At 41.1% G+C, this 17,238-nt stretch carries 18 protein-coding genes; 9 read left to right on the top strand and 9 right to left on the bottom strand.

The window, feature by feature from the left end; all coding sequences use genetic code 11:
- Positions 1 to 124: 124 nt before the first annotated feature.
- Positions 125 to 361 carry a hypothetical protein gene (locus LC586_RS35470; protein WP_229490182.1) on the top strand — a complete coding sequence of 79 codons (237 nt, stop codon included), beginning with the start codon at positions 125 to 127 and terminating at the stop codon, positions 359 to 361.
- A gap of 182 nt (positions 362 to 543) precedes the next feature.
- On the opposite strand, the gene LC586_RS35465 is transcribed toward LC586_RS35470, so the two are convergent.
- The 3 genes from LC586_RS35465 to LC586_RS35455 form a co-directional block, all read right to left on the bottom strand.
- The gene (locus LC586_RS35465) at positions 544 to 732 is read right to left on the bottom strand and encodes a TLTLP motif-containing protein (protein ID WP_229490181.1); all 189 of its coding nucleotides are present in this window, start codon (positions 730 to 732) and stop codon (positions 544 to 546) included.
- Between the two features lie 1,247 nt (positions 733 to 1,979).
- The gene (locus tag LC586_RS35460) at positions 1,980 to 2,951 is read right to left on the bottom strand and encodes an Npun_F2552 family protein (protein ID WP_229490183.1); all 972 of its coding nucleotides are present in this window, start codon (positions 2,949 to 2,951) and stop codon (positions 1,980 to 1,982) included.
- A gap of 147 nt (positions 2,952 to 3,098) precedes the next feature.
- Positions 3,099 to 4,520, bottom strand: a complete 1,422-nt coding sequence (locus LC586_RS35455) for an aspartate ammonia-lyase (RefSeq protein WP_229490180.1) — start codon at positions 4,518 to 4,520, stop codon at positions 3,099 to 3,101.
- 176 nt (positions 4,521 to 4,696) lie between these two features.
- On the opposite strand from LC586_RS35455, the gene pgsA reads away from it, so the two are divergent.
- The 4 genes from pgsA to LC586_RS35435 all read left to right on the top strand — a co-directional run bounded on the left by pgsA (position 4,697) and on the right by LC586_RS35435 (position 6,768).
- Positions 4,697 to 5,215 carry a CDP-diacylglycerol--glycerol-3-phosphate 3-phosphatidyltransferase gene (gene pgsA, locus LC586_RS35450; protein WP_229490179.1) on the top strand — a complete coding sequence of 173 codons (519 nt, stop codon included), beginning with the start codon at positions 4,697 to 4,699 and terminating at the stop codon, positions 5,213 to 5,215.
- Positions 5,216 to 5,303: 88 nt separating this feature from the next.
- Complete coding sequence (locus tag LC586_RS35445) at positions 5,304 to 5,531, top strand: type II toxin-antitoxin system HicA family toxin (RefSeq protein WP_229490178.1); 228 nt, start codon at positions 5,304 to 5,306, stop codon at positions 5,529 to 5,531.
- Positions 5,528 to 5,752, top strand: a complete 225-nt coding sequence (locus LC586_RS35440; RefSeq protein ID WP_229490177.1) for a type II toxin-antitoxin system HicB family antitoxin — start codon at positions 5,528 to 5,530, stop codon at positions 5,750 to 5,752. Before LC586_RS35445 ends, LC586_RS35440 begins: the two co-directional genes overlap by 4 nt.
- Before the next feature lie 119 nt (positions 5,753 to 5,871).
- The gene (locus LC586_RS35435; RefSeq protein WP_229490176.1) at positions 5,872 to 6,768 is read left to right on the top strand and encodes a S66 peptidase family protein; all 897 of its coding nucleotides are present in this window, start codon (positions 5,872 to 5,874) and stop codon (positions 6,766 to 6,768) included.
- A 92-nt stretch (positions 6,769 to 6,860) separates the two neighbouring features.
- Here LC586_RS35435 and LC586_RS35430 read toward each other — a convergent pair whose 3' ends face one another.
- From LC586_RS35430 to LC586_RS35420, 3 genes are all read right to left on the bottom strand, one after another.
- The gene (locus tag LC586_RS35430; RefSeq protein ID WP_229490174.1) at positions 6,861 to 7,067 is read right to left on the bottom strand and encodes a hypothetical protein; all 207 of its coding nucleotides are present in this window, start codon (positions 7,065 to 7,067) and stop codon (positions 6,861 to 6,863) included.
- A 303-nt stretch (positions 7,068 to 7,370) separates the two neighbouring features.
- Positions 7,371 to 8,438: a glycosyltransferase family 4 protein gene (locus LC586_RS35425; protein ID WP_229490172.1), complete on the bottom strand. Its 1,068-nt coding sequence runs from the start codon at positions 8,436 to 8,438 to the stop codon at positions 7,371 to 7,373.
- A 54-nt stretch (positions 8,439 to 8,492) separates the two neighbouring features.
- Positions 8,493 to 8,678: a hypothetical protein gene (locus tag LC586_RS35420; protein WP_229490171.1), complete on the bottom strand. Its 186-nt coding sequence runs from the start codon at positions 8,676 to 8,678 to the stop codon at positions 8,493 to 8,495.
- 514 nt (positions 8,679 to 9,192) lie between these two features.
- On the opposite strand from LC586_RS35420, the gene LC586_RS35415 reads away from it, so the two are divergent.
- Complete coding sequence (locus LC586_RS35415; RefSeq protein ID WP_229490170.1) at positions 9,193 to 10,521, top strand: ABC transporter substrate-binding protein; 1,329 nt, start codon at positions 9,193 to 9,195, stop codon at positions 10,519 to 10,521.
- Positions 10,522 to 10,778: 257 nt separating this feature from the next.
- On the opposite strand, the gene LC586_RS35410 is transcribed toward LC586_RS35415, so the two are convergent.
- Complete coding sequence (locus LC586_RS35410) at positions 10,779 to 11,528, bottom strand: hypothetical protein (protein WP_229490169.1); 750 nt, start codon at positions 11,526 to 11,528, stop codon at positions 10,779 to 10,781.
- A 319-nt stretch (positions 11,529 to 11,847) separates the two neighbouring features.
- Here LC586_RS35410 and hemE point away from each other — a divergent pair, with 319 nt between their 5' ends.
- The gene (gene hemE, locus LC586_RS35405) at positions 11,848 to 12,909 is read left to right on the top strand and encodes a uroporphyrinogen decarboxylase (RefSeq protein ID WP_229490168.1); all 1,062 of its coding nucleotides are present in this window, start codon (positions 11,848 to 11,850) and stop codon (positions 12,907 to 12,909) included.
- A gap of 201 nt (positions 12,910 to 13,110) precedes the next feature.
- The gene (locus LC586_RS35400) at positions 13,111 to 14,064 is read left to right on the top strand and encodes an NAD-dependent epimerase/dehydratase family protein (RefSeq protein ID WP_229490167.1); all 954 of its coding nucleotides are present in this window, start codon (positions 13,111 to 13,113) and stop codon (positions 14,062 to 14,064) included.
- An 8-nt stretch (positions 14,065 to 14,072) separates the two neighbouring features.
- On the opposite strand, the gene LC586_RS35395 is transcribed toward LC586_RS35400, so the two are convergent.
- A complete protein-coding gene (locus LC586_RS35395; protein WP_229490165.1) occupies positions 14,073 to 14,789 on the bottom strand; it encodes a hypothetical protein in 717 nt (238 codons plus the stop codon).
- 208 nt (positions 14,790 to 14,997) lie between these two features.
- Complete coding sequence (locus LC586_RS35390; RefSeq protein WP_229490164.1) at positions 14,998 to 15,210, bottom strand: hypothetical protein; 213 nt, start codon at positions 15,208 to 15,210, stop codon at positions 14,998 to 15,000.
- Between the two features lie 74 nt (positions 15,211 to 15,284).
- Between LC586_RS35390 and LC586_RS35385 the strand changes: the two genes are divergently transcribed.
- Positions 15,285 to 16,871, top strand: coding sequence for a B12-binding domain-containing radical SAM protein (locus LC586_RS35385; RefSeq protein WP_229490163.1), 1,587 nt, complete (start codon positions 15,285 to 15,287; stop codon positions 16,869 to 16,871).
- Positions 16,872 to 17,238: the final 367 nt, after the last annotated feature.

The raw sequence follows: 17,238 nt of genomic DNA, 5'->3' as shown, positions 1-17,238 counted from the left end.
TTGAGGGTTTTCCAAACCCTGATTTTTCCGTTAGCTATTTTCATTAACTTAAAGCTATTGACAATTAGGCTGTAGAAAAAGTCACGTTTTTTCGAGGCTTGAAGACTTCCCGTGAAAAGTCAGATTGGGCATTGGGCATTGGGCATGGGGCATTGGGCATTGGGAAAGAGCAGGCAGAAGTTCTTTAATTTTGAATTTTGAATTGATTTCTCCCTTATCTCCCTTATCTCCCTCATCTCCCCCTGCTCCCCCTGCTCCCTCATCCCCTTCATCTCTGCCACTCCTATTGAAATGGAAAAAGCGTTGTGAAGAAACTTCGCAACGCTTTTTCCAAGAGGGTATTATTATCTCCCGCCCTTAATTGCTGTTGGGGGGATTTATTTCTGCCAGTACTCTGTCAAAACAACTGAAATCTGGAGTCACACAATACAGATTTCAGCTTATTCCTGATCAACTACATCCAAATCTAGAGAAATTTTCTTAAAATCAGCTTTCTCCTTTTCTGTAGCTTTCCTGTTGGTGAAATGCTACTGGAAAGCTTTATCAATCTTGACTTCCTTTGAAATTTTGAACCAGAGGTTGCTGGTTATTTTGAACATCAGTTGAAGAATAGTGGGCGATGACAAATACGGGTAGAATGAGAGTTAATAGAGCGATCGCAGTTCCCACAATGTCTGCCAAACGTTGGGAATATGTGTCGGTAGAATTGGCAGACTGGCTATTTGAATTCATACAAAATTGAAGTTCTTCGTAACACTGTGTAGGTCTACTCTCTGATTGAGAGTTTTAATTCTATGTTAGCTATTTTTAAACTGTAGAATGTGTAGCATTTTACAATCTAAACCAGTTCTATAACTGTCATAATAGCCTTTTTATACATGGGGTTCTTAATACAAAGTTACAAGTAAACAAATCATGTTTTATTTGGCAACTAATATTTTCACATGTTTCCCTGTATGGTGTAATAGTTTGCATACGCAAAGCCAATTTTGACAGCATCATAAATTACATTTTTTCGCTGCTTAAAGATTAATTAGCAAAACATATTTCTCCGATACTTCATGATTATAACATCCTAAAACGCCTTTGATAAGGTCATTTTACTGTAATTGCTAATTTGTGATACAGGACACAAATTAGCAATTGCACTGATAGATATTCAGTGCTTTTGATTGTTATACAGTAGTTATACATAAAAATCTTTGACGCTAGAGAAGAAATGGATAGGAATAATTTTTGTAACCAAGGATAGCTACCGAATAAATACAGATGCATCAACTATGTGTGCAGCATGGATTCAGTGATACCACTAAACAAATATTTTAGAATTTAAATTTTAAAACCTATGCGATATAACAGTAATTTTGTCAATCTATATGTAGGTAGATTCAAAAATATTTTATATCATGTCCGACTTAGTACTTAGTCAAAAGCGAGCGTTCGCGCAGCGTCTCTAAGAGTTGCGCGGCAATCCCAAAGTCAAGGGAATTGCTACCCTGCGGGAACGCCAAAGGCGAACATTTCACTTCGTTGCATACCCAACTCTTGGAGAGGCTGCGCCAACGGGAACGCCTTGGGCGAACGCAATGACATATCGTAAGTAATTTGCCGAACTTGATATTAGAAGGTGGCGTAGAGGTGTAGGAGTTATCGCCAAACTTTGCTCATATCTGAACAAAATACCCAATCCCAATTTCCTAACCCTAAATCCGTATAAGTTTTTGGATAAATCAAAATCTAAGACGAGAAATTGTATAACAAATTAATCAGCTAAAAAAATCGCCACTAACTATCATAGGGCGGTCTGGTTAAGCAATCGGAGGGTAATTACAGATTAGTCTGCTAATAAATCAAATTGCTGTAACGAAGTTTGCATTAAATTGGTCATTAGTCATTAGTCATTTGTCATTAGTCATTTGTCATTTGTCATTCTCCCCCTGCCTCCCCTGCTCCCTCATCTCCCTCATCTCCCTCACTCCCTACTCCCTTCCATAAACACTCATTGGTTCCTTGATAAATCGGGTGTAAAGATGCTTAAACGTAGACTTAATTACGCGGGGCATACCAAAATCGATGGGCATCAATTTGTCTGGTAGCAGCCAATCTTGTATTTTTAATAAGTCAGGATTTAAATGCGGAAACTCTATGGCAACTAGTTCTGGACAAACTCCTAGCCTTTGGGAAGCTGCAACTGTGGGCACTTGTTCTGGAGGAACATTGAGGATTTCTACCATTGCCCGATCTAAGGCAAATATATCTGATGCGGCTGCTAAAATGCCGAGTTGGCGAGGTTCACCATTACTGGGGCCATTTCCTTCATGACCGATGATGCCATCTAATATGGTTAAGTTAGGGTTAATTGCCCTGGCAGTTTCTACTAACATTTCACCAAATCTATTCGCGTCTTTTCCTGCTTCCATGTGCCACCAAGCTTTCATTTTACCGGGGACGCAACCAAACAAGTTTTTTACGCCCAGTGTTAATGTCAATTGCATGTGTGATTTCACTTTAGGTAAGTTAATCACTACATCTGCTTCCATTGCTTCTTTAGACAGTCGCAGATGGTTAAAATTGTCACTAATGGTTTGGTAACGCTGACCGTGAAAATCGATGATGGGAAGATTGAGTTCTTCTAAAATCGGCAGATAGCCATTTGCTACTGCTACGCCCTTGGCACTGCCAAAAGCAGGACTATCGCCCAAAAATGGCTTACCGCCAACCTCAATTACCATCTTGGCAACTTCGTAAACTAGTTCGGCACGGGTGATACACTCTTTACCAGGACGCGTACCTGTAAGTAGATTCGGTTTGAGTAAAACGCGATCGCCTTTTTTCACAAACGCTGCTATTCCTCCAAAAGGTTCCAGGAGAATGACTAAGGATTCTCGTAAAGCCTCTCGTTCGTAAGATGTAGCCCGAATAAGACTAACAGATGGTTTTTGAGTCTGCATAGATAAATGGGGATAGAGGGAGTGGGGAGTGGGGAGTGGGGGAGATGAGGGAGATGAGGGAGATGAGGGAGATGAGGGGGACAAGGAGAATAACCATGCCCCATGCCCCATGCCCCATGCCCTGTTTGGCCAATGCCTCATAACCTATTATTCTGTTCTGAGCGGTAAGATACCACTCATTTGTTCTAGATTTAACACTGTAGCTAAGTCTGCTTCACTCATCAACCCGCGTTCTAAAACAATCTGCCGCAGGGATTTACCAGTTTCTAAAGATTCTTTGGCGACAGCAGCAGCGTTTAAATAACCTATGTGGGTATTTAGTGCGGTTACTAAAGCTAAACTGCCTTCGGCATAAGCTAAACAACGTTCCTGGTTAGCAGTAATTCCCTGGATGCAGCGTTCGGTGAGTGCAGCGATGGTATTACCTAGAATTTCGATACTGTGAATTAGGTTATAGGCAATTAGTGGCATCATCACATTTAATTCTAATTGTCCGGCTTGTGCGGCTAATGCGATCGCACTATCGTAACCCATCACCTGAAAACACACCATTGATGTCATCTCTGCCATTACTGGGTTATATTTTCCTGGCATAATCGAGGAACCGGGTTGCACTGGAGGGAGTTGAATTTCTTTCAAACCAGTTTTTGGCCCCGAATCCATCAGTCGTAAATCATGAGATATTTTGACTAAATCCTGCGCTAAGTTGCGTAAAGCACCGGAAACATTTACAAATGGGGCCATACTCTGCATGGCTGCCATAAGATGGGGTGCAGGTTCTAAAGGAGTATCAATCAATTCTGAAAGAACTTCTACCACACGGGCGCGATACAAAGGATGAGTATTTAACCCCGTTCCGGCTGCGCTACCTCCCAAACCCAGTACCATCAAATCTCCAGAGGCGGTGTAAATTCGGTTTTGATGTTCTGTAAGAATTTGCGCCCAAGCCCGAAAATTCTCACCCAAACGCACGGGTACTGCGTCTTGTAAGTGGGTTCTGCCAGATTTGACGATATCTTGAAATTCTACAGCTTTGTTTTCTAAGGATGCGATCGCACCATCTATTGCTGGGTGTAATGTCTTGGATAATGCCAATAATCCACCAATGCGAATTGCGGTCGGAATCACATCATTGGTAGACTGCCCATAGTTAACGTGGTCATTGGGACTAACACGTTTGTAATTGCCCTTTTCTTCACCAAGAATTTCTAAGGCGCGATTTGCCAAAACTTCGTTGATATTCATGTGGTGGGATGTTCCAGCACCCGCCTGATAAACATCCACGACAAATTGATCTCGGAACTTCCCAGCCAGGATTTCATCAGTTGCTTGGACAATCGCCTGACTAATATCTTGAGGTATGCAATTCAGTTCCCCATTCACAATTGCTGTAGCTTTTTTAATGATTAGACCAGCATCTACGTAAGTAGCTAAAGGCTTTATGCCGCTTATGGGAAAGTTTTCGATAGCCCGCAGGGTTTGAATGCCGTAATAAAGGCTACTAGCAATTTGGCGATCGCCCATCGAATCGCGTTCGATGCGGAATTGAGAGTCTGTGTGTTCAGTCATAGTATTGTTTTAGGAGAGCTACAGAAAACAGATTTTCCCACGCTTAGGGGGAAAGTGGGGAGATAAGGGAGATGGGGGAGATGAGGGAGAAAAATTACTTGTTTATCCCTCTTGTTTTCCTTGTCTTCTTCATCCCCCTCATCCTCTTCATCCCCCTCATCCCCCTCATCCCCTCTATGACCATACCCAACTGGATTACCTTCTCTCGTCTATTAGGGATACCATTTCTGCTTTACGGTTTATATAATCCCACACCTCAAGCTCAGTGGATATGTTTGGCGATTTTTCTGATTGCTGCATTAACTGATTGGTTAGACGGCTATTTGGCGCGAAAACTCAACCAAATTAGTGAATTGGGTAAGTTTCTTGATCCCTTAGTGGATAAACTTCTGGTACTTGCGCCGTTACTGGTTTTTATTGAACTAGGAAAAGTGCCGGCTTGGGGAGTATTTTTGATTTTAGCGCGGGAATTAGCGATCGCTGGTTGGCGGGTGAATCAAACGACGATTACGGGGGCGAATATTTGGGGTAAACTCAAAACTGTTAGTCAAATAGTTGCGATCGCACTTTTAATTGCGCCTCTTGCTGAAGTGTGGCAAAGTTCCTCTCTGATTGCCTTTTGGGTTTCTGTGGCCCTAACTTTAATATCTGGGGGTATTTATCTTTTGCCGCAAAAAGCTAGCAATGCTGATTGAAAACATTTACTGTATCGTCCCTGTAGGTCTGAGATTTTCCCTGATAATCATGACAAAATATTTGTAGCTATGTCAGAAATTTCTAACAGTGCCCAAGAAAATTCGGGAACTAAAAGCAATGCTCCTCAAAGCTGGATTTAGTTATAGAAGTGGCAAAGGCAGTCATACAGTATGGAGCCATCCTTTGCTACTTTACAGCCTTACTTTGTCTGGAAAAGACGGAGCAGATGCAGATCGTTACCAGGAAAAAGATGTTAGAAATGCGCTTATAGAAATAAAGCTACTGGAGGAAGGAGACAAAGGAGAACAGGAATGAAACCACAATATAGTATTGTAATTCAGTGGTCGATGGAAGATAAAAAGTACATTGTCAGCCTACCTGAGTTTGGCCCTTATGCACATACTCATGGAAATACCTACGCAGATGCTCTCAATAATGGTGAGGAAGTGCTGGAACTTTTGATTGAAGATTACCAAGCACAAGGAAAACCACTACCAGAGCCTTTGACTGCAAATGTTTCCTTTCGGTTTGTGTAATTCTTATGCTAATTATAGGAACACTCGGTAATTTCAAAAATGATTCAACAAAATTTTATAGGAGTTCTGAGGTATAGTTCTTATTCTTAACTCCTAACTCCTAACTCCTAACTTTTTTCATGCCATCTAAAACCTTACCACCGCCCCTAAAACCTGGAGACTTACTACGAGTAATTACCCCTAGTGGTGCTTTGCGAGAATTTGAGGCATTTGAACGGAGTGTAGAAATTTGGCGATCGCGTGGTTATCGAGTAGAAATCAGTCCGCAGATAGATGACAAATGGGGTTATCTAGCTGGCACAGACGAAAGCCGCCGTCAGCAACTAGCAGCAGCATGGCAAGATCCCGATTGTCGCGGTATTCTCTGTTCCAGAGGCGGTTTTGGTAGCACCCGCATCCTAGAAGATTGGAATTGGCCAAACTCAGGGGTTCCCAAGTGGCTCATAGGCTTTTCTGATATCACAGCTTTATTATGGAGCCTTTATACAGCAGGAATTTCCGGCGTTCACGGCCCCGTGCTGACGACTTTGGTAGATGAGTCAGATTGGTCAATTGAGAGATTATTTGATTGGGTAGAAAGTAGTTCTTTCGCCCCTCTCAAAGGTTGCGGTTGGGGTGGTGGTGTGGTTACCGGCACTTTGTTACCAGGTAATCTCACAGTTGCAACTCACCTTTTAGGTACACCAATCCTGCCACATCTGAATGGTGTAATTCTGGCATTGGAGGATGTTACGGAAGCACCTTATCGCATCGATAGGATGCTGACGCAGTGGCGCTTAAGTGGTGCTTTGTCTCAAGTCTGCGGTATTGCTTTGGGCGGTTTTACTCGCTGTGAAGCGCCGCCAACTGTGTCTAGTTTTAGTGTAGAAGAAGTATTGCGCGATCGCTTGGGTGATTTGGGGATTCCTGTTGTCTCTGATTTGCCTTTTGGTCATGATAGCCCCAATGCAGCTTTACCAGTGGGTATAGAGGTAATTTTAGATGGGGATGCGGGAATATTAGCGATCGCGCCATAAGTTTTTCGCAAATATTCCGTCATTTAGATTAGTCTCAAAGATTAATTTACTTCTGTATTATGACTAAATAATCCAATACGCTTGGGTTAAGACTAGCACTCTTTGTCAAAGTCGTTTTTTTTTATGAACCACAGAGGCGCAGAGAAGCCAGTGCGCCCTTGCGGTTCCCCGACTTGTTCGCGCAGCGTCTCCGACAGGAGAAGCAACTGGCGCGACACAGAGAGAGAAGAGAGAAAATGAAAAATTGCTAACTGAACTGTATTGCTAAATAATCGCGATCGGAATAAAATTTTTTCCATCTCGGCTGGACTCTTTAATCACTTTCAATTGCGCTTTTTCTATTAACAACTTAATTGCTTCTGGTAAAGTGGGCTGATACAATACTTCGTAATTAATCGTATGCAGCAAACCTTGCCCAACCATTCGGTGTAGTTATATTAGTGGTATGAATAGTTGAACAAGATTAGTACTATAGCAGTCCTAAATCATTTGTGAAAATTATATATCTTTTTCTTCTTTCTTCCCTTTGCGCCCAAAGCCAATACTTTGCGGTTCGTTTTCAAATTTTATATTTTTCACGAATCAAATAGGACTGCTATATATCAGTTTCTCAGAATTTTTTGAAACCACTCTTCGGTGCGATCGCCCATAGCTTCTAAAGAGTATAAAGTTTCTGCTTGTTGGCGACAAGCTTGGCGGTCAATTTCATCCAAATGCTTAATCGCTTCTACTAAACCTTGAACACTATCAGGTTCCACCAAAAAACCAGTTTTGCCTTCCTGGACAATTTCTGTTAAACCACCCCGACGGTAAGCAATTAAAGGTACTCCACAAGCAAGCGCCTCTATTGCTACATTTCCAAATGCTTCTATCCAACGAGGAGTTACTAAAAGAGATCGACATTGGCCTAACTCTTTTTGTAGCTCAACCGTTGGTAAAAATCCTAAATATTCGATCGGAGCATTAGGATATTCTTGAGAAATTTTCTCCCAGTAAGATATATCCTGTTTTAATCCGAATATTTTTAATGGTATACCGGTGATTTCTGCTGCTGCTACTGCATCTTCTAGTCCTTTTTCAGGAGCTATTCTACCCACCCACGCCAAGCTGTGAGTTGGTTTGGGACAAAATTGATAAATAGATAAATCCAAACCATTTAGCAGACATATACATCGTTCTGCAAATGTGAAAGTTGCTGCTTGTGTTTGGCTATGAACACCGATACTACCCGGAAAATTGATTGCTACTTGTTCAATAATCTGATCCATTGCATCTGTTAAAGAACCCATACTGATCAGATGTGCGATCGGACGGTTAAAAAATGGTGTTAAATACAGTGGCAGCCAATCATAAGCAAAATTCACAATCACATCATAATCTCCTTGCACTTGACGAGCATAATCCCACATATTCGCCAGAACAGAATTTTTATGCAGGAAAATTGGATCACTACGACTCTGATTTTGCGCTGGTATCTGTATTAGTTCTCCTGTAATTTCTCTAATAGGTAATGAATTGCTAATAGACCCTTGCGGTGCAACAATCTCTAATTTATGTCCTCGTCGGAGCATCTCTGTAGCAATATTAGATAGCGTTAACTCTACTCCACCTCCCAACCCTGAACCTAACGCACCCATTGGGGTAGACATAAATAATAATTTATGGTACATTTGCGGTCGTTAATGTATTTTCATAAACATAATTTTTCCACCTAAATAACGTACTTATTGGGTTTCGCTATGGCTATTAAAATCTTTGTGTCCTAAGTTTTTTATTTCATCTTGTTCTGCTGTTAATTTTGTCTCTACGGTTTCTGCATCTAAATGTAAAAAATCTTGTAGATGATGCTTGAAGTGAAATGAATTTTCTAAAAAGCCACTTAATAAATAAGGTGTGGTAGAGCTTACCATAAGATTTGTGTCACAATGGAATAAACATATTATACTATACAATAAATGTCTACCAGTTTAACTTATTAGCACTCGTCAAGATTGAGATAAAATGTAGGATATTGGATCAAGATTTTCTAAAATAAAGATAAAAGAGATTTTTTAATTAAAATTGCCTTAGTTGCTGGGGATTATATTTCTACACCTTCCTTATGAAATTCTATTTGAACTCTGATGCAAGAGGATAAATATTTTTTATAGAATATTGGGAATTAAATAGATATTTTTAACTATAAAGATGTTAATGAACTCATAGATAAAATAAATATGGATATCTTCAATATCTTTTATGAAGGTATTGTTCTTAATGGCATGATTCAAGTGGATGACTACGATAATTGGGATGGTTGTCAAAAGCCTTACATGATTTTGAACGTTTGAGAATAGAGCAACTTAATATTCATAAAATTGACTAGACGGCGCTGTAGTTCAAGAAGGGTGAAATGAGAAATGCCCAACAAATCTAAAAATTGACATGAAAGTTACCCTTTTTCAATCCCAAATTCCAAATTTTTCCCGCAAGTTGACCAATTCTACTTTGCAGCTTTCGCTGATAGGAATTATTCTGAGTATATTTTTAATATTCTTATATGGTTGTCAGGGGATAGTCCAGAAAAATGATGGAGTGATTCATCTGAGTCTATGGCAATCAATCAATCCCCCTACTAATCGGTATGTGTTTGATAAACTAGTAGATAAATTTAATCAGACTCATACTGATGTTCAGGTGGAATCTATCTTCATAGGTCAACCCCAATTGCCAAAAATATTAACGGCAGTTGTGGGCAATACATCTCCAGATATTCTGTCATTCGATCCTCAATTGACAGGTCAATTTATGGAACTAGGAGCAATTCGACCTTTAGAAGAATGGCTGGAGAAATTGCCATTAAAGTCGGAAATTAGCCCCAACTTATGGGAGGAACTAAAATTAGATGGTCATCTTTGGTCAATCCCACTTTACACGAGCAATTTAGGCATTTTTTACCGACCTAAACTTTTCCAAGATGCGGGAATTAGGCAAATTCCTAAGACTTGGGAAGAGTTGAGGGAAGTTGCCAAAAAGTTGACTATAGACCGCAATGGCGACAATCGACCTGAACAATACGGAATGTTGCTGCCTTTAGGAAAAGAAGAATGGACTGTCTTTAGTTGGTTTCCTTTTTTATTGAGTGCTGGTGGAGAGATTGTAACAAATAACCGTCCAAATTTGACGAATGTGGGTGCGATCGCAGCCTTACAATTTTGGCAGGATATATTAAAAGATGGTTCAGCAACCCTTTCTTCGCCAGAGCGAGGTTATGAAGAAGACGCTTTTATTTCAGGTCGCGTTGCAATGCAGATCACAGGCCCTTGGACTTATATAATGAAGTCTAATGTTGACTTTAAAGTATTTCCCATACCTGCAAGTGTGAAACCTGCTACGGTGACAGCCACTGGAGATATGTATTTGATGAAGACTACACCAGAAAGAGAGCAAGCCGCACTAAAATTTTTAGAGTATGTTTTAAGTGAAGAATTCCAAACAGAATGGAGTATAGGGACGGGTTTTTTACCAGTTAACATTAAATCTGCCCAAAGTCAGGCTTATCAAGAATTTATTCAGCAAAAACCTGTCTTGAAAGTCTTTATTGACCAAATGCCCGTATCAGGTTCTCGACCAATCATTCCTGGCTATAGTCGCTTGTCTGACAGTTTAGGTCGAGCCATCGAAGCCACCATGCTAGGAGCATCTCCAGAAACAGCACTCAAACAAGCTCAAGCAAACCTCGATTCAATTTGGGATTCCCTACAATCTAAATGAAATTAGGACTTACACCAAATATGAAGCAAGTTAAAAACCATATCTTTCGTAAGGGCACAGCAATGCTGTGCCCCTACAGCATGGTCTATTTACGATCGCAGGATAATTAAGAAAGCCTGAAATAACCTATTTTAGGTAATTCACATCACGATGCATTTGTACAGTGCGTAAGTCCTAGAAATTTAAAATCCTAACTAAGGCTTCCTTTTTACTTAGCTTTGCAAAAACTAGGTTTCAAACCCGATGTTTAATTATGATTAACCAGAAATTCCATTCTGGCGATGTGAATTTATTTTCAAGGTACACAAGCCAATTGCTGGTATAATTCCCAAAATTAGTGCTGTAAACCCTTGTCCACTCCAATACAAAATAAAAGTACGGTTGGCTTCTGGAATCAAATTTTGCACAATAAAAAGCAACCAAACCAAAATAGTGATCAAGAAGAAAGAGATTGAGGGTAAAAAATTCCACCACCAAATGCCTGTTGTGTATCGCCTCAATACCAGCCATTGGCAAAGCCCCAGCCAAATACCAGAAATTATATATGCGATCGCAGACAGAAATCCAAAAATAAAAGTTTGTTCAGGAGATAAAGTTTCATTTAACGATATGGCAATAGTTGAAATATAGTTAATCCAGGCTGTAGAAACGCCGTTGGCAATCAGCCAACCTACACTAGTAGCAAATATCCACTGCCAACTCGGTAAATATCGGTAAAGGACAAGGGCTTGATCAGCAGCAAAAATCACGGCAAATATAACATTACTGAGACTTCTAACCAAAATGCCCCATGTTTGTGGTTGGATTGCAACGCTAGGTGAGGTTTGGAGAATAATTTTCTCTAAGGCGATACTGGCAACGCCACCCACAACCCATCCAATCAGGGTCATTAAGGTAAACTGAATAAAGAACCTCTGTCGCTGTGATCGCGGAATCAAAAACTTTCCTGGGTTCGGCTCATTATTAGCAGATGCAACATCATCGGGACTGTTAGAGTCAGTTTGCATAGGGAGTTAGGGGAGTGGGGAGTGGGGAGTGGGGATGAGGGAGTAGAGGAAGATGAGGGAGTAGAGGAAGAACTATTGATTATTAACCAATGCCCCATGCCCAATTCCTAATGCCCCATGCCCAATTCCCAATCCTCAGTTCAATATTGATTCTTGTTTTATCCTATTTCTCACTCCTTAGTCCCCACTACTTCGGCTTCGCTCAGTACAAGTCCCCACTCCCCATTCCCCTTTTACTCCAAACCTGCTGAAAAAGCGTAATCCCAGAATGATAAGCTAAACAGTGGCATAAAAGTTGTGACTTAGGATGAAGTGATAAATGGGTGTTTATTCAACGACTCCTCATCTGTTACGGGCTGCTCGTGGTGAAGTAGTAGATCGTCCCCCTGTATGGATGATGCGACAAGCGGGACGATATATGAAAGCATATCGAGACTTAAGAGAGAAGTATCCTTCGTTTCGCGATCGCTCGGAAATTCCAGAAGTAGCAATTGAAGTTTCCTTGCAACCCTGGAGAGCCTTCCAACCAGACGGAGTAATTTTATTTTCTGATATTGTCACCCCATTACCTGGTTTGGGCATTGACATGGATATTGCCGAAGGTAAAGGGCCAATCATTCACTCACCCCTCCGCACTCAAGAACAAATTGAACGTCTGCATCCTTTAGAACCAGAAGCAGCTCTACCATTTATCAAGACAATTTTGCAGGCTTTGCGTTCTGAAGTAGGCGATAAATCAACAGTGTTGGGCTTCGTAGGTGCGCCGTGGACATTAGCAGCTTATGCAGTTGAAGGAAAAGGTTCCAAAACCTATTCCATCATCAAAAACATGGCATTTTCAGATCCGACGATATTGCATCAATTGTTAGCTAAATTAGCAGATGCGATCGCCATTTATGCCCGCTACCAAATTGACTCTGGCGCTCAAGTTGTGCAAATGTTTGATTCTTGGGCGGGTCAATTGAGTCCTCAAGATTATGACACCTTTGCTCTCCCCTATCAGCAGAGAGTTTTTCAACAAGTCAAGCAAACCCACCCCGATACACCTTTGATTTTGCTAGTTAGCGGTAGTGCAGGTGTGTTGGAAAGAATGGCACAATCTGGCGCTGATATTGTCAGTGTAGACTGGGCTGTGGATATGGCAGACGCACGAGCTAGATTGGGTAAGCAAGTCAAAGTTCAAGGAAATCTTGACCCAGGTGTGCTATTTGGCTCTAAACAGTTTATCCGCGATCGCATTCTTGATACCGTTCGCAAAGCTGGTAATTGGGGTCACATTCTCAATCTCGGTCATGGTGTCCTCCCAGAAACTCCAGAAGAAAATGTCGCTTTCTTCTTTGAAACCGCAAAGGAACTGAATCTTGCAGGAGTTAAGGGTTAGAAGTTATGAGTTATGAGTTATGAGTTAGGAGTTATAAACTGTTAAGTTATAAGTTGCGAGGTGCAAAGTTATTTTTTTATTCTGAACTCCTCACTTCTAACTCCTCACTCCTAACTTGATTCATGCCTTTTGATTCGGAACTTTTAACTTCATTTTTAACTCTTCACTTTTAACTCCTAAATTTTGATAAAAAATTCTCTTATGAGCCAGAAACGGATTTTAGTGACTGGTGCAAGTGGTTGTATAGGTCATTATTTAACAGAAGCCTTAATTCAGGAAACAGATCACGAACTCTATCTACTAGTTAGGAACCCAAGCAAACTGCAAGTTGATACTAAGGCCCGTTCAGGTATCAACGTTTTGCAAGGTGATATGCAAAATATTCGCCAGTTTGCCGATTTGCTATCCACAATTGATACGGCGGTACTCACAGCCACAGCTTGGGGTGGTGATGAGACATTTGATATTAATGTGGTCAAGACTATAGAGTTGCTGGAACTGCTAGATCCAGAACGTTGCCAGCAGGTGATTTATTTCTCGACAGCTAGCGTTTTGGATCGGTACAATCAACCATTAAAAGAAGCCGGGGAAATTGGGACAGATTACATCCGTTCCAAATATGACTGCTTACATAAAAAAGAAAAATTAGCGATCGCACCCAAAATTACCACAGTATTTCCGACTTTAGTATTGGGTGGTGATGCCAATAAACCCTATTCTCATGCCACCTCTGGCATTCCAGAAATTACGAAATATATTAATTTGATTCGCTTTTTGGAAGCAGATGGCAGTTTTCACTTTATCCACGGACGAGACATTGCCACTGTAGTGCGATATTTAATTGATCATCCTGCCAAAAACGATCAACCACGTCGGCTTGTTTTAGGTCAAGCACCATTAACTGCTAATCAAGCAGTGAAACAAGTTTGTGCTTATCTGGGCAAAAAGATTTACTTTCGCATTCCCATATCTTTAGCATTAGCTAATTTGATTATTATTCTGTTCCGCATTCAGATGGCCGCTTGGGATCGATTTTGTATGAACTATCGGCATTTCACCTATGAAAAATTTATCAATCCTGATAGTTTCGGCTTGCCAAATTATTGTGCAACTATGAGTGATGTTTTAAAAATTAGTGGCGTTAAACGTGCATGATAAAATATCTATTCTTTGCTAATGATAGGGGTCATTTCTTGCAAAGATAAGCCGACACAAGCTGCCAGTTCTTCTAGTGTCAATCGTTCGCGTGTGTTTGCTAGTAACATAGATGTTGCAGCTGCAACGTAATCAGGGTTAGCAAGATGATTGACATTCTTAGGAGAAGTTGCTTGAGAATAAAGGCTGGCAATGCCGGAGCCTCCAGTAAATTTTTGTATTTGATAAGTGGCAATTAGAGCTGCTTGACGTGCTTGGAGATAGGCAACATAATATTGCACAATAGCTAATCTTTTTTGCTGTCTAACTTCCTTCCAACGAGCTCGCAAAACAGGAAGCTGCTGAAAAGTACTGATGAATTTAATCGGGTCTACTGTGACAGTTAAGGCAAAGCTGTTTTCGCGCTCAGATGGCGAATCTGGTGATGTTGAAATCGTAGTTAGAGCCGGTGATAATTCGATAGTAACGACATCCCTAAAAGCATTCAATCCCATTGCAGCTTTTGTTTCTAGCACTTGGGCTGAGTTGCGTTCAGCAATAGCTACTAATTGCTCAATGATTTTGAGATCCTGCTGTGTAATCTCAGTTTGAAGCAGGTTAGGTTGATTACCATAACTGGACTTGTCTTCGGATGCAACCACAGGAAATGTAGTACTGACAAATGTAATGGCAAGGAGAATCTTGAAACTTTGTGCAAAAGCTTTTGAGAGCCATTGTGCGATCATCTGATTGATTTATTCTGAAGCGCTACACTTGTTTTCTAATTTGCTTCTCTTTCCACGATACCGCTAAATGAGAATATTTCTTATAACTGTGGAACCTTTTTCAATAAATATAGTCAGTAGATGGTGATAAGATCAGTCTGTAAAGCCTTTTGATCAAAGGTTAGGATATCTATTGAGGATTGCAGGAGATTAAGATTCTTCATAAATTTTAGTGATAATGCTGAACACATTTGGCGATCGCCTGTGAGAGTTGCGTAAGTCCTACAGATATGCATTTAGTTTGCAGCCTGGCTGGAGTTAGAGAAACTAGAAATCTCCTGACTCCTGTTTCAACATGCTTTTCTTTTTGCCGATTAGCTGTAAGAATTCCAGTCCCTACTTGCCCATTTGAGGGAAAAATATCAATGGTAAAATAAAACAACTTTAATAAAAAGTCAATAACTCTTTATTTTCGTTAGAGTGGGATAACAATCAAAGTGTGAGGATTGATACTACATGCGAATCTTGTTAGTGTATCCAATATTTCCCAAAACTTTTTGGTCTTATGAAAAAATCTTGGAGTTAGTTGATCGCAAGGTTTTATTACCACCTCTGGGTTTAGTAACAGTAGCGGCGATTTTGCCCCAAGAATGGGAATTCAAGCTGGTCGATCGCAACATCCGCGCAGCAACAGAAGAAGAATGGGCATGGGCAGATGTGGTAATTCTCTCTGCGATGATTGTCCAGAAACAAGATTTACTTGACCAAATTCAGGAAGCAAAAAAACGTGGCAAGCTAGTCGCAGTTGGCGGCCCCTACCCCACTTCTGTACCTCACGAAGTTGAAAACGTTGGCGCAGATTTTCTGATTTTGGATGAAGGCGAAATCACTCTCCCCATGTTTATTGAGGCAATCAAAAGGGGTGACACATCTGGCACTTTCCGCGCCACAGAAAAGCCTGATGTCACAAGCACACCAATACCCCGCTTTGATTTATTAGAATTGGATGCTTATGACATGATGTCGGTGCAGTTTTCGCGGGGGTGTCCCTTCCAGTGCGAATTTTGTGACATTATTGTTCTCTACGGGCGCAAACCACGCACCAAAACCCCAGCACAACTTTTAGCAGAGTTAGATTACCTCTATGAATTGGGTTGGCGGCGGGGTGTATTTATGGTGGATGATAACTTTATAGGCAACAAACGAAATGTGAAATTGTTGCTCAAAGAGTTAAAAGTCTGGATGGCAGAACACAAGTATCCCTTCCGATTTGACACTGAAGCTTCAATTGACTTAGCCCAAGACTCAGAAATGTTGGAGTTGATGGTTGAGTGTGGTTTCTCGGCGGTGTTTTTGGGAATCGAAACGCCGGATGAGGATAGTTTGCAAATGACCAAGAAGTTTCAAAATACTCGTAGTTCTCTAACTGAGGCAGTGGAAACCATCACCAGAGCGGGATTGCGCCCAATGGCTGGGTTTATTATCGGGTTTGATGGCGAAAAAGCAGGTGCAGGCGATCGCATTGTCCGCTTTGCAGAACAAGCAGCCATTCCCTCTACTACCTTTGCCATGTTGCAAGCGTTACCTAACACTGCGCTTTGGCATCGCCTGAAAAAAGAAGGACGACTACGGGAAAATCAAGATGGCAACATCAACCAGACAACATTGATGAACTTCCTGCCCACTCGTCCTCTGGAAGAACTTGCACGAGAATATATTGAAGCGTTTTGTACTTTATACGACCCAGTGCAGTATTTGGATCGTACCTATCGCTGTTTCTTGATGATGGGTTTACCGAGTTGGAAAGCGCCAGCGAAAATGCCAGAGTGGGTGGTTGTGAAAGCGCTGTTAATTGTAATTTGGCGACAAGGAATTAAACGGGAAACCCGTTGGAAATTCTGGCATCATTTGTTTAGCATTCTCAAGCGTAACCCTGGAGTTATTGAGCATTACATCTCTGCTTGTGCCCACAACGAGCATTTTCTAGAGTATCGCCAAATTGTGCGCGATCAAATTGAAAGTCAGCTAGCTGAATATCTCGCACAAGGTGCAGAAAAGCCTTATGTGCTAGTGAAGGAAAAAGCGGAAGCGGTAGTCAGTTAAGTGTTTTGACGGTTAATAAGTAAGTAGATGGGTGGAAAAAAATATGATCTAGATTGTCATTGCGAGGAACGTTTGCCTAGCGTCTCAAAGAGAAGCAATCTCTGTCATTGCGATTGCTTCTTCTACGGGAAGGCTCCGTCAATGTCGTTCCTCCTGGCAATGACATATTAGATTTACCCCAACCCTTAATCCCCTCCGCGCAAACTCTTAGGAGAGACAAAGCGACGATTGTCGGGGTGGCTCATATCTTGCACCTGGAAATTTGAATGTCAATTCCTTGACTAAGTGCTAAGTTTCTCAGGCGTTGAATGTCTTGTAAAAGAAATAACACCGCCAAGTGTGGGAATATAGTTTGGAACGCGATTTC

Origin of the sequence: Nostoc favosum CHAB5714 (assembly GCF_020829495.1) — a bacterium.
Taxonomy (GTDB): domain Bacteria; phylum Cyanobacteriota; class Cyanobacteriia; order Cyanobacteriales; family Nostocaceae; genus Nostoc; species Nostoc favosum.
The sequence above is the reverse complement of the archived record's forward strand: the minus strand, read 5'-3'. Positions and strand labels throughout refer to the sequence as shown.

Coding starts and splice junctions, on each gene's coding strand:
- LC586_RS35465 (WP_229490181.1), bottom strand. CDS start 732: ATGAATTCAAATAGCCAGTCTGCCAATTCTACCGACACATATTCCCAA.
- LC586_RS35460 (WP_229490183.1), bottom strand. CDS start 2,951: ATGCAGACTCAAAAACCATCTGTTAGTCTTATTCGGGCTACATCTTAC.
- LC586_RS35455 (WP_229490180.1), bottom strand. CDS start 4,520: ATGACTGAACACACAGACTCTCAATTCCGCATCGAACGCGATTCGATG.
- pgsA (WP_229490179.1), top strand. CDS start 4,697: ATGACCATACCCAACTGGATTACCTTCTCTCGTCTATTAGGGATACCA.
- LC586_RS35440 (WP_229490177.1), top strand. CDS start 5,528: ATGAAACCACAATATAGTATTGTAATTCAGTGGTCGATGGAAGATAAA.
- LC586_RS35435 (WP_229490176.1), top strand. CDS start 5,872: ATGCCATCTAAAACCTTACCACCGCCCCTAAAACCTGGAGACTTACTA.
- LC586_RS35430 (WP_229490174.1), bottom strand. CDS start 7,067: ATGGAAAAAATTTTATTCCGATCGCGATTATTTAGCAATACAGTTCAG.
- LC586_RS35425 (WP_229490172.1), bottom strand. CDS start 8,438: ATGTACCATAAATTATTATTTATGTCTACCCCAATGGGTGCGTTAGGT.
- LC586_RS35420 (WP_229490171.1), bottom strand. CDS start 8,678: ATGGTAAGCTCTACCACACCTTATTTATTAAGTGGCTTTTTAGAAAAT.
- LC586_RS35415 (WP_229490170.1), top strand. CDS start 9,193: ATGAAAGTTACCCTTTTTCAATCCCAAATTCCAAATTTTTCCCGCAAG.
- LC586_RS35410 (WP_229490169.1), bottom strand. CDS start 11,528: ATGCAAACTGACTCTAACAGTCCCGATGATGTTGCATCTGCTAATAAT.
- hemE (WP_229490168.1), top strand. CDS start 11,848: ATGGGTGTTTATTCAACGACTCCTCATCTGTTACGGGCTGCTCGTGGT.
- LC586_RS35400 (WP_229490167.1), top strand. CDS start 13,111: ATGAGCCAGAAACGGATTTTAGTGACTGGTGCAAGTGGTTGTATAGGT.
- LC586_RS35395 (WP_229490165.1), bottom strand. CDS start 14,789: ATGATCGCACAATGGCTCTCAAAAGCTTTTGCACAAAGTTTCAAGATT.
- LC586_RS35385 (WP_229490163.1), top strand. CDS start 15,285: ATGCGAATCTTGTTAGTGTATCCAATATTTCCCAAAACTTTTTGGTCT.